We start from the raw sequence: 14681 nt of genomic DNA, 5'->3' as shown, positions 1-14681 counted from the left end.
GCCAACATGTTGGCATCCGATGGTAAGCGAAAGCCTGCCAATCTGATTGCAGCCCGAACAGCAGAAATGTGGCGGATTTCACCAAACGTTATGACGGAATTGATTCGAGGCCGGTGCTAACATCGACCGCTTGAATCGCTGACCGTGCCGCGAGAAGCAGCGGTAATCGATCAACGTCATCTGACAGTCGGGAGCTCACATGTTGTATTCGGTGCAGGTATTGCGCGCCTTGGCGGCTGTCCTTGTCGTTGTCTGCCACGCTATTCACAAGCAGGGGCAGATCTCGGGCACGGGTGCAACGTGGGAGTTCGGCGGATCGGGAGTGGATCTTTTCTTCATTATTTCCGGTTTCATCATGTGCTACGTAACGATGAACCGGCAGGTTACCGCTCGCGGTTTTGTCAAGGCACGAGTACTTAGAATCGTCCCGCTGTACTGGACGTTGTCGCTTGTTGCGCTGGCTGTCTATCTTGTGAATCCCGCAGTCGTGAACAGCAGCGGCGGTACGACGACCATCGTCAATTCGTTCACCCTGATTCCGACCGGCGACAAGTTCCTGATCCAGACTGGCTGGACGTTGAGCTATGAGTTTCTGTTCTATCTTGTCTTCGCCGCGTCGTTGAGCCTTCCAATGGGCCGGCGTCTCGCGTTCACGTGTGCGGCGTTGCTTGCTCTGGTTGCAGGCGGCGTGCTGCTGAGTCCCGCGAATCCCACATTGAAATTCGTGACTTCGCCTTTGCTGCTCGAGTTTGTCATGGGGATTGCCGCGTATCTTTACGTGCGCGAAGAATCCCGACCACTGCCATTGAGCGTCGCGCTGGTGGCGGGCGGGATACTCGCGCTTTGTGTCATGCCGCCTGCCAACACGGCCGATGCGCGAGTGATCAGTTACGGCTTGCCCTTCATGATGATCTTTGCCGGCCTGGTGAGGATGGAACTGCTGGTTCGCCGAGCGTGCGAGACGATTCCCGGCAGACTTGCTACGGCCATTGGCGCAGCATCTTATTCGCTCTATCTCGCCCATCCTTTCGCACTCGCCGCTGCCGCCATGATTGTGAAAAGGAGCGGCATCCAGAACTATCCGGTGCTTAGCGTCGTCGTTCTCGTTGCGAGTGCATTGGTAGCCGGCTACGCCTGCTTCTCGCTCGTGGAAGTCAATCTGAACCGATGGATCAAAAGCGCTTCGCGCAAACGTACTGCACGACTGTCCGAAACGGTACATGAAGCGGTAAAGCAGACCAAGACAACCCGGACGTGGCCACAATGATCACGATTAAATCCAGCGGGCGCATGCCCGCGCCGCCGAGCAGTCTGAAAGCACTATGGCTTGCTCTAGTTGCCGGAACCGTGAGTGCCATAGCATTGGTGGTGCTTTATACGGCACGCGCGCACACGCTGACTATCATTCTGAGCGGCGTCCTGATCGCCCTCATTATGTCGATCAAACCGCGCAATCCGACAGTCCGCTGGTTCCGCGTCTTTCTCCTGTTCTTTTTTGGCGTCTTTCCGCTTTGGCAATTGCTGGTTGGGGACGAAATCTATCTGAAGCTGTTTCCTCAGGACAGCGCACCTGTGGTCGCGTGGTACCTGTTGAGTATCGCGGGAATTGCCCTGACAAAGATTGCTCTGGACATCAACGGGAGAGCATTGACCCAATGGACAGCACCCACCGATACAACGGCGAGGGCAGGCGGGCTTGCCTATCTGTTCGCAGCACTTTCGCTGTGTGCGCTCGCATTCATGTACGTGAAGCTCGGTGGCTATTCGCATGTGGTCCAGCTCTACAACACGCGCGTGGAGAGCAACGGCACCGACTACGATCCGTTTCGCGGGCTGGGTGTGATCCAGGCTTTCGCCAATACCTCGCCGCTTTGGGTGTTCGTTTGTCTCACCATGCGCAGGCGCCGAAATGTTCTCTTTACGACGATTGCATTCGCGCAACTGGGCGCCTTGGGGTGGCTCTCTGCAGGCGTTGCAGGCAGCCGTCAGGGAATTGTATTCGTACTCGTGTTTGCGCTCTTCATCTACCACGGCTTCGTCAAACCTATCAGTGCGAGAAAGGCGCGCACCTTCGGCATGGGCGTGGCGCTGACAGGCATTCTGCTCATTCCGTTGAAGCTCGGTCTCGGCTATTCGGATCTCGCCAGGTTGCCACAACGTTTTGCAGAACAGCGCGACCTGGAAGTGAGTATGGGACCGCTGAGTGCGTTTCTGTTTCGCGATCTGTCGCGCTTCGACGTGCAGGCCGTTGCGATTAACGAAGTAGAAAAACCAGCCTACGAACTCGCAATGGGCCGCAGTTTTGTGGGCGCGCTCGCGTCGATTGTTCCGAGCGCACTGTGGCACGACAAGCCCGACACGTTCGCACAGGAAAAGAGCGAGATCGTGCGGGCTCTTGAGCGCGGCACGATGGACAAGACCACCTTGCTCTTCGGCATGCCGGGCGAGTTCCTGATCAACTTCGGCTTGCCGGGATTCGTGCTCTCGTTTGCGATACCCGTCTGGCTTCTCGTCACGCTCAACCGCGTGGGACGGCATTCGTCGAGATGGACTGCACTTCGAACAGTACTATGGCCTTTGCCGTTCCTGTTCTTTCTGTTCGATTCTAATGTGCTTGTCTACTACGTGGTTCGCTGGGTGGTACTGTTTGGTGTGCCAATGGGTTTTGCATTGAACTGGCCTCGTGGCAAACGGCCGCCTTCTATTTCGCGCGGAATGCATGGTATTGCTATTAGCGCAAAGCCGTGACTAACGCCCATTCGTCACATCGAAACAGGCTGACGACAGCAAAACAATTCATAAAAATGGCGCGATGTGGCGGGCAATGAAGCAGTAATAAGCCTATCACGCTGATTTCTCATCTGCGATCGTCGCCAAACTGTCATCGTCGCGCTGTGCGTGTGCACGTGGTCAGGCGCTGTACTGCTACGCTCTTCTCATGCGGGTGCCGCTCTCGCGTCGATCAGTGCACGCGGAGCGCTATGTAGCACGATGACGCGGCATTCTTCGAGTTGCTCGTTTCCGCCAACACTGTGTTCGTATCGGACGCGGATTAATTGGCGTTCATTGCTGCGAATATGATCCGTTTCATCAAACGCAATTGCATTTCATTTGGCGATCCGGCATTAACGAAGTGCAAATGAATTCCAGCGGTAATTCATGCACGCGCAACGATAAAGCGAGTTGCGCATGATTGCCGCGATCTGGAGAAGATCACTTCACGCCTTGCCTTCTCGTTGCACTCACGGACGACAAGCAGTGCTGCATCAATTTAGTCGCCGACATGGTTACAGCCCACCTGGAGAGGCCCGATGAAGATCGTTCTTGCTCGACTCTGCGATATCGCGATGACACTGCTGGGAGCTGCAATTGCAGCGCGAATCTGCTTCGGCGAGGCCGTGCCGCATCCTCTGCTGCATTGCTTCAGCGCTGTGATGGTGGCGGCACTCGTTGCAATGGCATTTCCGGGCTATTCCATTTATCTGTCGTGGCGCGGGCGGCCGCTTCGGCCGCTGTTTGTGCGCGTCGTGGCTGCGTGGTTTTCGGTTCAGGCGCTGGCGTTTGCACTCGTGTTTCTGCTCGGCGGTATCCACACCTTGTCCGGCCGCTGGCTGCTCGTGTGGACACTGGTTACCGCAGCACTGCTGGTAGTCACCCGAGTGGCCGTGTATTCGATGTTGCGCCGATACCGTCACGCCGGTCATGACTTGCGGCACGTTTCGATTATTGGCTATGGACGCTATTTCGACCGCGTATCGCGCGACACAGAAGCAAATGCTGCAGCAGGCTTCAAGGTTGTCGGCGTCGTGGAGCTGGCTGCGGTCAGTGCAGATGCAGACCAGGCGGCCGTCGACCATGATATCGACGCGTTGAGGCGGGTTCACGATTCTATCGAGGCGAACGCAATTCGGGAAGTCTGGCTGGCATTGCCCATGACAGCTGAAGCATCGCTGCAGCGCTGCGTGGACGGGCTGCGCGGCACGCTGGCCGACCTGCGCCTGCTGCCGGACGTGGACGCGCTCGGTGTCCAGGAACATGGAGGCGCACTCGCGTTCATCGGCCGGCCCGCAATCAGCCTGTCACCCGTGGCGCTGCCGCGCGAGGCGATCACCAGCAAGGAAGTATTCGATCGCGTGTTCGCAGCGCTCGCGCTGCTCGCGCTCTCGCCATTGATGCTGGGCATTGCGCTATGCGTGAAATGTTCGTCGCCGGGTCCGGTCTTTTTCCGGCAACGCCGCAAAGGGCTGAACGGCAGGACGTTCTCTATCTACAAGTTCAGGTCGATGCGAGTTCACGCGCCCGAACATGGCGTGGTCAAGCAGGCTACGCGGGACGATCCACGCATCACGCGGGTTGGACGCTTCCTGCGTCGTACCAGTCTCGACGAATTGCCGCAGTTCATCAATGTGCTGCGCGGCGAAATGTCGGTGGTTGGGCCGCGTCCTCATGCGATCGAACATGACGAACTCTACCGAACGCTGATTAGCGGTTACATGGACCGCTACCGCATCAAGCCGGGAATTACCGGATGGGCGCAAGTAAACGGCCACCGCGGTGAGACCGAACGCGTCGAGAAAATGGCCGCCCGGGTCGAACACGATCTGTATTACCTGCGTCATTGGTCGTTCGCATTGGACCTGCGAATTGTCGTTGCCACTATTCTGCGCGGTTTCGCCGGGCATCAGGCGTACTAAAGAGCGGCGTGAAGCGCGAGCGGCTGCGTGAATTGCTATCAAACGTGTTGCAAAGGGGATGTATGCCGAAGCGGGATAAACAGATTGCGGGTGCAGTGGGCAATCGTCAGTCGAGAGGCGCGCTGTTCAACGCCGTAGCGGTAGCGCTTCCGATTGCGTTGGCTGGATGCGCGGCCGCGCCCGGAATGAAGATGGCCAAGCCCGCCACCATCGCGGTCTCTCATGATGCACAGGCCCGCGCTGAAGCGGCACCCGTGCCGATCGTCAACATCGACGCCACGCTGATTCATCAGTTGCGGGTGACTCGCAGCAAGGTTATCGATCAGGCAGTGCGCGAACTGTCCAGCAAACCGTCGCCCTATGTAGTTGGAGCGGGGGATGTACTGCAGATCACGGTTTGGGATCATCCGGAAATCGCCGTTGCCCAAGGTGCACCTGGACAGGCCGCGACGCGCACGTCCGACCCGGTTCCAGGATTTGTGGTGGACCAGCGCGGCAATCTGCAATTTCCTTATGCCGGAACGCTGCACGCAGCGGGAATGACGACGGACCAGATTCAGCAGGAACTCGCGCTGCGTTTGACGAAGGCATTTCTCAATCCGCAAGTGACGGTGCGCATGGCTTCGTTTCGGGCGAGACAGGTATTTGTCGACGGTGAAGTGCATGCGCCCGGTGCGCAGCCGCTGAACGACATCCCCATGACGCTTTATGACGCAGTGAGCCGCGCGGGGGGCTTCTCGTCGACAGCGGATCAAAGCCGGCTCGTTCTCGTTCGCGACGGCCGCTCCTATCCGCTCGACATGACCTCCATGTTCGAGGGCGGCTTCAATCCGGCGAAGATCATTTTGCGCGACGGCGATCTGCTACGCGTGCGTGCGCGCGACGACAGCGGCGTGTACGTGATGGGCGAAGTGTCGAAGCCTTCGACGGCGCTTCCCATGCGTGACGGAACGCTATCGCTTAGCGAGGCCATTTCGCAGGCCGGCAGCATCAACAGCAATTCCGCCGATCCATCGGAAGTCTATGTAATACGCGACTCATTGAGTGCAAGCCCACAGGTCTATCACCTCGACGCGAAGTCGCCAGTGTCGATGGTGCTCGCCAATCAGTTCGCGCTGCAACCGCACGACATCGTCTACGTGGACGGTAACGGTTTGGTGCGCTTTAGCCGCGTGCTGAATCTCTTGCTGCCAGCGGTCAATGCGGCACTGTACGGAGCGATCGCCGGGAAATGATCAGAAGCATGCTGGTGGTTTGCGTCGGCAATATTTGTCGAAGCCCGATGGCCGAGTACCTGCTGCGCCGTGAACTCGAGGGAATCGCGGTTGCATCGGCAGGACTGGACGCATTGGCCGGATATGCCGCGGACCCTGCTGCTGTTCAGGTCTGCGCTGAAAACGGACTGGACATCACGCAGCATCGTGCGCGCCAGTTGAATGCTGCACTGGTCAGCGGGAGCGACCTGATACTGACGATGGAGGAAGCACACAGGCAGGAAATCATGCGCAGGCATCCGTCGGCCCGAGGGAAGGTATTCCGGCTCGGTGACGCGCAAGACTTCGATGTTCCCGATCCTTACCGAAAACCGCTCTCGCATTTCTACGGGGTCTACGAGTTGATCGCTCGTGGTGCCGCATCCTGGACATCGCGAATTAAGGCACTCGCTTAAAGAGACGTTGAGACGATGAATAATAGAATTGACATGACCGTGGGCGATCCAGTTGATGAGGATGCCGATCTGATCCGTTACGTGGATGTGCTGGTCGGCAGCCGGTGGTTGATTGCCGGTATTTGCGCAGTGATTCTCGCGATCGGAGTCGCGTACGCGTTTCTGGCTCGCCCGAATTACGAAGCCAACATCATGATTCAGGTGGAGGAAGACAATCCGACCAGCGCTACGTCGCTCCTTGGCGATGTGTCCTCGCTCTTCGACACCAAGACGCAGGCAGAGGGAGAAGTCGAGATTCTGCAGTCGCGCGCAGTGGTCGATCAGGCCGTGAACGGTCTTCGTCTTTATATCGACGCGGCGCCGCGCCGTTTTCCGCTGATCGGCTGGCTGATCGCCGATCACGATAAATCACTTTCCAATCCGGGCCTGTTTGGGATGGGCGGTTTCTGTTGGGGAGGCGAATCGATCTCAGTAGAACAGTTCGAGGTGCCGTCCGATCTGGTGGGAAAACGCTTCAAGCTCACACTGCTGGACAACAACCGGTTCCGCGTGACGCAGTCGGATCTCGACTCGCCGATAGAAGGCGTGGTAGGGGAGCCGGTCGTTTCCAACCAGAGCGTTGGCCAATTCCGCCTGCTGGTCTCGCACATCAGCGGCAAGCCCGGCGCCGCATTTTCGCTCACCCGATACTCGAAGCTGCTGACACTGGAAGCCCTGCAAAAAAAGCTGACCGTGGAGCAGAAGGGTAAGCAGAGCGACATCATTACCGCATCGCTGCGTGGCAGGGACCCGCAACAGATTGCAGCGATCCTCAATTCGCTAGGCAGCGCGTATGTCGCGCAGAACATCAAGCGTAAAGCAGCCGAGGCCGACAAGTCGGCGGCGTTTCTGGAGGGTCTGCTGCCTGGCTTGAAACACGACGTCGAGCAGGCCGAGCAACGCTACAACGCTTTTCGCAACTCGAAGGGCACGTACGATCTCGGGCTTGAAGCGCAAACGCTTCTGCAGGAAACGGTCGCGTGGCAGACCAATCTGTTGACGTTGCAGCAAAAGCGCGCTGAACTGTCCGGCGGCTACTCGCCGGATCATCCTTCGGTGCGCGCGCTCGAACAGCAGATTGCTGCAATGAAAGCGCGACTTCAGGCGGTGGACGGGCGTATGAAGTCACTGCCTAATCTGGAGCAGGGCACGGTGGCGTTGATGCGTGACGTCCAGGTGAACACCGACGTTTACCTGGGCGCGCTGAACAATCTGCAGCAATTGAAACTGGTGTCCGCCGGCAAGGTGGGCAATGTTCGCCAGGTCGATTCCGCACGCGTTCCGGAAGAACCCATACAACCAAAAAAGCCTCTGGTAATCGGGCTGGCGTTGATCGCAGGCCTGATGATCGGTGTCGCAACGGCCTTTGGACGTGAGCATTTTTACGGCGGCATCACGGACGTACAGGATATCGAGCGCTATGCGGGCCTCAATGTCTACGGTGCGATTCCTTACTCGGCCGAGCAACGCACGCTGGACGAAGCGATCCGTACTCGCCGTTCGGGCCTCGCGTTGCTCGCTGCCGCCCGACCCGATGAACCCTCCATTGAAAGTTTGCGCAGTCTGCGTACCGCATTGCGTTTCGCCATGCTTGACGCGCCCAATAATCGCCTCCTGCTCACAGGTCCGGGTCCCGGGGTCGGCAAATCGTTCGTCGCGTCGAATCTGGCCGCCATCATGGCCAGCAGCGACAAGCGTGTGATTCTCGTTGACGCCGACATGAGGCGCGGCTACCTCAACCAGTACTTCGGCGTTTCGCGGGGGAAGGGGCTGTCGAACGTACTGTCGGCAGAGGCGACGCTCGACGAGGTGATCCGGCGCGATGTGGCGGAAGGACTCGATCTGATCACCACCGGCAGCATCCCGCCGAACGCGGCAGAACTGTTGATGAGCGAAAACATGAGCCGGCTGATGGAGCGCCTGAGCGAGCGCTACGACCTGGTGGTGATCGACGCGCCACCGGTACTCGCCGTTGCCGACGCCGGCATTGTCGCCAGCAATGCCGGCACCACGTTCCTTATCGCACGTTTTCAGCGCACGGTGATCGGCGAGCTTACCGAAAGCGCACGGCATTTGCAGCGCGCGAACGCAACGCTGAAAGGCGTGATCTTCAATGCGGTCGACGCACGCGCGTTCGGTTATCGCTCGAAGTACGGCTCGTATCGCTATGTCGCGTATCGCTATGACCGCAAATTGACGAAATGACCCCGACGCAGCCTCATTTTCTCGCGCTTGAGCGAGGGCTGCACTGCATTCCGGTCAGTTGGCTTTTACCCGTTTCTGTTGGCTGCGGTCGCCCCGAAAAGGCGAAAGCGTTCGTACTATCCCTTCTGCTTCGGTGAGTTCGACATGAAGATCGTACATGTGGTTGAGACATGGATCGGCGGTGTGGCGAATTACGTTCGTGCGCTGATGATCGAGCAGCGAAACATGGGGCACGAGATCGTGCTGTTGTGCGATCCAAGAAACCTGAAGCTAGCCGATATTGGGGTCGACGGAATAATGGTGGTTCACTATCGGTCGAGCCGTAACCCGATTCTGATTCCCGCTATTGCCTACAAGCTGAAGAACGTGCTCGCCGACATGAATGCGGACGTCATTCATTGTCACAGCACTTTTCCTGGCTTGTACGTGCGATTGAATCGCTTCCGTAATGAAAGAGTTCTCTACACGCCCCACGCGTGGTCGTTCATGAAGCGGGACATTCCTCCGGCCATGCGTCACGCGTTTGCGTTTGTGGAACGCGCGTTGTCGAATCGCTGCACGCGCATTCTTTGTATGTCGTTTGACGAGGTTCGAGCTGCAAAGCGCCATCGCATCGGCCTGGATAACATCGATCTCGTCTATACGGGCATCGCGTCGGACGCGTTGAGCGAGCGTTCCATCGAAGCCGCTGCAGTGGCGGTGAGCCCGGCGACGACCATCCATATCGGCTATTTCGGCAGACTGGATTATCAGAAGGGCTTCGACATTCTGCTCAATGCAATCCCGCTACTGAGAGAAGGGCTGCACGTCCACGTGTTCGGCACGGCGGTTCGAGGCGGCGTGAATGTCCGCTCCAACGACCCGCGCGTGACCTATCACGGCTGGGTGGGCCCCGACGAGACGCGCCGTGCCATGCTGGATATGGATGTGATCGTCGTGCCCTCGCGGTGGGAAGGTCTTGCGCTGGTTCCTATCGAGGCCATGCGGGCCGGAAAGGTGCTGGTTGTATCCAGCGAGGGTTCGTTGCCGGAGCAGGTCATTCACGGCTACAACGGGCTGATGTTGCGGGAGTTGAGCGGAGCGTGTCTCGCCGATCAACTCAACGCGTTGTCTCTCGACGAATGTCGCCGCATGGGCGCCAACGCACGGCATGTGTTTGACCACGCTTTCCGAGCCGACCGTTTCTTCAAATCACTAATGAGCTGCTATGAGAACGCCTGAGGTCTTCCTGTTGCATGCGTACAGTCCGCGCAATAGCGGAGATGGCTTGCTGGTGAAGCTGAGTCTGCGCGCGATTCGCGCTGCTGGCATACGGGCTCCCATTACCGTCGTCTGTCTGGACAAGGCAGCGTTCGCAGGCTATCTCGACGACAACAACGTGGAGCTCGTCTCACTTCCCCAATTCGTGTCGCGAATCGTGCGACGTATCGGCTCAGTGCGCCCAGCGATATTCTTTGGCGTGGGCGGCGGCTATCTCAGGTCTGGCACGTTGAGCGAAGGGTGGAAGGCGCTGATCGCACACGGTACGCAAATTGCCGGTACCGCATTCGGCGGCCGCAGCAGCACAACGGTCTATTTGCCGCAAAGCGTCGGTCCATTCCGGGGGCTCTCCGGTTTCGTGCTCAGGGCGCTGATTCGCCGGCACGTCGACACTATTTTTCTTCGCGATGACAAGAGCGGCGAGGAACTGCAACACCGCAAAGGTGTGCGAACCGGCGATCTCGTCGTGCTGGAAATCGGCAAGAATCTGCAGATTCCCGTCACTGCGCTGACCGCGCAGGCGCGCCGCAAGGTGTTCTTCGTGTTTCGCGACCTGAGTGGCAAGCCGTATTCCGATGTCTATCTAAAGAACATCAAACGCCTTGTCGAACTGATTCCAGACGCTGAATTTGCACTGCAAAGTTCCGGCCGCGGCAATAGCGACGACGTATTTTATCGGCGCACCTTCGGAGTGGAATGCAGCACCTTGCTGCGCGATATTGTGCGCCGGCGCGACGCCATCATCGTATCGGTACGGCTGCACGGCAGTCTGGAAAGCGTGCTGGCGGGCGTGCCGAGCGTGCATCTCTCGTATGAGCGCAAGGGGCACGCTGCCTATAGCGATCTCGGGATAGACGATTACGTGTTTCATGCGGGAGACTTCGACCCGCAAAAGGTGGCGGACGTGGTGGATAGTCTGCGAAACGATCCGTCGCCCTTCTGGAACAGCCTCGACAAGGCCTCGGCAAACCGTTACGACGAACTGGTGGAGTACATCAAACATGAAGTGCAACGCTTCGATCACTTTGCTGATGGACGGAAACTTCTCGCGCGTCGGAACTGAGATCTATAGCCCGCATATGGGCTACGAGCAATTTGCCGTGAGGTTCACGCAGAGCTTTGACGAAGTCAACATTGCCGCGCGTTCTTTCCCCACTTCGAAAGCGCTGGGAAAAAGGGTGACCGGCGCGCAGGCCGCGTTCGTCGATCTGGGTGCCAATCGCGGTGCGGGCGCGCTCGTTCTCGGCATTCCACGCTTGCTGCAACGCCTCTATCGCGTCGTCAGACACGCGGATGTGTTGCTGATCCGTTTTCCAGGGAATATCGCCATGCTTGCCATGATGATTTGCAAGCTGACGGGAAAGCCTTTTTCCGCGGAAGTGGTCGCGGATCCGGCGGACTATTTCAGCGACGCGGCGTCGCGCCATCCATTAAGACGTATCGCTCGCAGCGTACATTGCTGGGCCACCCAACACGCGGTTCGCCGGGCGCAAACCGTGCGGTATGTAACGGCGCGCTCATTGCAGCAGCACTATCCACCGCTGAGGCTGGACCGCACGTTCGGGTTCAGCGATGTGTATCTGCCGGATGCGATGTTCGAGCGGGCGCCCTCAGCCACAGTCGGCGAGCAGACTGGCTTTCGCATCGTCAATGTCGCGATGATGCACAACGAAAGCAAAGGGCATGACCCGTTGATACGCGCCATTGCCCGGTTGCGAGCAGGCAAGCTCGACGTGCGTCTCACCCTGATCGGCGACGGCGCGCTGCGCGAGCGCTTCGAGCGCCTCGCGCAGGAAGAAGGCGTGGCGGACGCGGTCCATTTCGCCGGTGCAATGGACGGGGATGAAGTGCGCGAACGCGTAGCGCAACACGCGCTCTTCGTGTTGCCCTCATTTCAGGAGGGCATGCCGCGCGCGATGCTTGAGTCAATGGCACTCGGTGTTCCTGTCATTGCAACGCGAGTAGGCGGAATCGGCGAGGTTCTGGACGAGCAGAGCCTTATCGAACCGGGCGATGTCCGCACATTGTGTGAACGAATTGAACGCCTGGCTACAGATTCGGCATTGAGGCGAAGCGAGGCGGACAGACAGCGGGCAATCGCGCGAAAGTTTCAGTTCTCGACACTGCAGGAGCAATATCAGATCTATTGCGATGAACTCAAGGCGGTCTCGCAGCGATGAAAAAGGACTTTCTCTATGTGGTGCTTGCGTCCGCGTTGCCCGCGCTCGGCAACTTCATTGCGGTTGCGGTGGCGTTGCGTCATCTGGATCCCGACTGGCTCGGCAAATCGTACGCGCTACTCGCATTCTTTTATGTGACTATCGACTTGTTCAATTTCGGGTCGCCGCGCATCTTCACGGTGGACCGGATTCGCTCGCGCGTGTCGACGCTGATCTTCCTCGATTTCGCGAGCGCAACCGGTTCTACTATCGTTTTCGCTTCGCTTGCCGGATGGCTCGCGCGAACCGGCCTGTTCGCAGAGCCGCATTATGTCTGGACGCTGATTGCCGCGCCCGCATGCTATGGTCTTTCGCACTTTTCGCTCGGCGTGCTCCGGCTCTATGGACGCAGCGGATTGGTATGCGCGATCTCGACAATCTCCGCATTGAGCCGCGTCGGCGTCGTGCTGTTGGTGATCGCTATGCAGGATCTCAGGCCTATGCTGCCCGACTTCCTGCTGCTTGTCGAAGCCGCGTATGGCGCGATGCTGCTGCTGGCCTATCTGGCGACGGCGCGCGGCGGCAATGCGCGCCCTGCGGACTTCGCCTCCTATCCGAACGCCGAGCGCTTTAATCCATGGACCTTTCGCTATCGCGAGTTCCTCAGCGAGAATCGCAAGGAAATTCTGGGCAGTTGGTATTCGAATGCAATCTTCTCAGGCGCGAAACACGCGGACATCATGATTGTCACGTTCATTCTGGGGCCGTCTGCCGCTGCGCTCTACCGCGGCGTCAAGAGTGTGCACAATCTCGCGTTCAACAGCGGTCAGGCATTTGCGCTCGTCGTGAGCGGCAAGCTGGCCCGCGCGATTGCGCCGTTGCTTCGCATGCGCGCTGCTGCTGCGCTCGCGGGATCGGCCATCGCCATAGCGTTGTTGACGTTGAGCAGTTGGGTTGCGCTGCGCATCCATCTCTTTCCAACTGGTTTGCTCGGCGGATCCGCCTCGCAGTTTGGCTTCCTGTTTGCGGCATTTCTTGGAGCCGGAGTCATTTTCGTTTGCAGGATTTTCTCCTTACATGTGTTCGCGATCGACAGGCGCTCGTTTGTGAGAATTTCGTCGTTGGAAGTGGGAGCGTCGCTTCTTTTCGTGTCGGCACTGTCGTATGTGTTTGGGCTCATTGGCGCGACGTCGGGCATTGCACTCGCCGGCGCCATCGTGCTTGCGTTGTCGAGCAGAATTCGCGCCAAACCCGCGGCGGCTTGCGCATAAATGAAAACGTCTGCATAACGGTGAAGCGCATGAATCGTCGAAACTTGCTCAAGGGGTTGGCGCTCACGGCGATGCTGCCGGGCCGGATGGCGTCCGTGCACGCCCAGCCCTCAGCGATGCGCTATGTGTTCGCGCACTACATGGTGGCGTGGCCCAAGGGCGGCCCGAACGCGAGTGTAGAGGACTATGCCGCGGAATTCCGTGAGGCGATGGCTCGCGGCATTGACGGCTTCGCGCTGAATTGCGGGGGCTGGAGCGTCAGTGAGCCGCTGTACAAAGCGCGCGTGCTGCAAATGTACCGGGCGGCCGAGCGTTTTGGCGGCGCGTTCAAACTATTCGTGTCAGCGGATGGCAAAGCGCAGGACGAGTTTGCCGATATCGTCCGCACGACCAGCGCACAGAAAGCCCAGTTGAAACAGGACGGCAAAACCGTTGTGTCGGCTTACGGACTGGGCGGCAGGGACTCCGGGCGTTGCGAGACGTTGATGCGCCAGGTGAACGGCCTCGGCGCGTGGTTTATCCCGCACTTCTCGCCAAGTAGCGGAGAAGCAACGATAGGCGAAGAACAGGCCGCCGAGATTGCCGCCAGGTCCACTTCCGCGGACGGCTATTTCTACTTCGGCGCGGCTGCACCGCCCGACGCTGTGGCGCGCTCCACCACGCTTCTCTCGTCGACGTTCAAGCGTATCGGCAAGACGTTCATGACGAGCGTGACTCCGTACTACCGGGGCCTTTCCAGCGGCACCAACTATCGTGCGTTCGAGACGGGCGGTTTCAGCGGCATGGCAAAGGAGTGGCGAGCGGCCATCGACTCCGGTGCTAACTGGGTGCAGATCGTGACATGGAACGATTGGGCCGAGTCGACCTATGTTGCGCCGATTGGGTCGGCAGTGAAAGCGCACGTGTATGACCCGAGATTCGGAGAACTTCTGAATCACACTGCGTATCTCGATGCGAGCCGGTATTACATCCAGTGGTTCAAGACAGGGACGCGTCCGGCGATTGAAAACGACGCGCTTTATTACTTCTATCGTTTGCATCCGGTCGATCTGGCGACAGACCTGGCGAGAGCAATGACGGATCCGTCTGCGGTGCCGCCCCGAGCGGCCACTGCGTTGACCGCGCAAATCCATGTCACCGCATTCATGACACGACGCGCGACGCTGACGGTGACATGTGGTGCAAGTAGGTCTGTTTTCGACCTTGTCGAGGGAGTGAACGAGGTCAGCTTGCCGTCGGCGCCGGGGCGGCCCGTTTTCGAGCTCGTCAGAAACAATGCGGTCGTGCTGCAAAAGACCGGCGAAGCCGCGATCACGAAAACGGACTTTAGCAGTGCGTTCAACTATTTCAGTGGAAGTCTGTGACGGCCGGGCAGGCAGTGAAC

General features: G+C 58.7%; 11 protein-coding genes. All 11 read left to right on the top strand.

All coding sequences use genetic code 11. The annotated features are described in order from the left end of the window. Positions 1-199 precede the first annotated feature (199 nt). The 11 genes from F757_RS0105115 to F757_RS0105065 all read left to right on the top strand — a co-directional run bounded on the left by F757_RS0105115 (position 200) and on the right by F757_RS0105065 (position 14661). Positions 200-1267: an acyltransferase family protein gene (locus F757_RS0105115; RefSeq protein WP_027210478.1), complete on the top strand. Its 1068-nt coding sequence runs from the start codon at positions 200-202 to the stop codon at positions 1265-1267. Then, positions 1264-2748 carry a hypothetical protein gene (locus F757_RS0105110; RefSeq protein ID WP_027210477.1) on the top strand — a complete coding sequence of 495 codons (1485 nt, stop codon included), beginning with the start codon at positions 1264-1266 and terminating at the stop codon, positions 2746-2748. The genes F757_RS0105115 and F757_RS0105110 overlap by 4 nt, the downstream gene beginning before the upstream one ends. A 563-nt stretch (positions 2749-3311) precedes the next feature. After that, positions 3312-4694 (top strand): undecaprenyl-phosphate glucose phosphotransferase, encoded by a 1383-nt coding sequence (locus F757_RS0105105; RefSeq protein ID WP_027210476.1) that lies wholly within the window; start codon positions 3312-3314, stop codon positions 4692-4694. Between the two features lie 62 nt (positions 4695-4756). After that, positions 4757-5929, top strand: a complete 1173-nt coding sequence (locus F757_RS0105100) for a polysaccharide biosynthesis/export family protein (RefSeq protein ID WP_027210475.1) — start codon at positions 4757-4759, stop codon at positions 5927-5929. Then, entirely contained in the window at positions 5926-6363 is a 438-nt protein-coding gene (locus F757_RS0105095; protein ID WP_027210474.1) for a low molecular weight protein-tyrosine-phosphatase, read from the top strand. Before F757_RS0105100 ends, F757_RS0105095 begins: the two co-directional genes overlap by 4 nt. Before the next feature lie 15 nt (positions 6364-6378). Continuing rightward, positions 6379-8607, top strand: a complete 2229-nt coding sequence (locus tag F757_RS0105090) for a polysaccharide biosynthesis tyrosine autokinase (RefSeq protein WP_027210473.1) — start codon at positions 6379-6381, stop codon at positions 8605-8607. Between the two features lie 144 nt (positions 8608-8751). Then, positions 8752-9828, top strand: a complete 1077-nt coding sequence (locus tag F757_RS0105085; protein WP_027210472.1) for a glycosyltransferase — start codon at positions 8752-8754, stop codon at positions 9826-9828. After that, the gene (locus F757_RS0105080) at positions 9815-10930 is read left to right on the top strand and encodes a polysaccharide pyruvyl transferase family protein (RefSeq protein ID WP_027210471.1); all 1116 of its coding nucleotides are present in this window, start codon (positions 9815-9817) and stop codon (positions 10928-10930) included. Before F757_RS0105085 ends, F757_RS0105080 begins: the two co-directional genes overlap by 14 nt. After that, positions 10869-12047, top strand: coding sequence for a glycosyltransferase (locus tag F757_RS0105075; protein WP_027210470.1), 1179 nt, complete (start codon positions 10869-10871; stop codon positions 12045-12047). The genes F757_RS0105080 and F757_RS0105075 overlap by 62 nt, the downstream gene beginning before the upstream one ends. Then, a complete protein-coding gene (locus F757_RS0105070; RefSeq protein WP_027210469.1) occupies positions 12044-13297 on the top strand; it encodes a hypothetical protein in 1254 nt (417 codons plus the stop codon). The genes F757_RS0105075 and F757_RS0105070 overlap by 4 nt, the downstream gene beginning before the upstream one ends. A 29-nt stretch (positions 13298-13326) precedes the next feature. Beyond that, positions 13327-14661, top strand: a complete 1335-nt coding sequence (locus F757_RS0105065) for a glycoside hydrolase family 71 protein (RefSeq protein ID WP_027210468.1) — start codon at positions 13327-13329, stop codon at positions 14659-14661. The last annotated feature ends 20 nt before the right edge of the window (positions 14662-14681 follow it).

Source organism: Burkholderia sp. WSM2232 (assembly GCF_000472545.1).
In the GTDB taxonomy this organism is placed as follows: Bacteria; Pseudomonadota; Gammaproteobacteria; order Burkholderiales; family Burkholderiaceae; genus Paraburkholderia.
The sequence above is the reverse complement of the archived record's forward strand: the minus strand, read 5'-3'. Positions and strand labels throughout refer to the sequence as shown.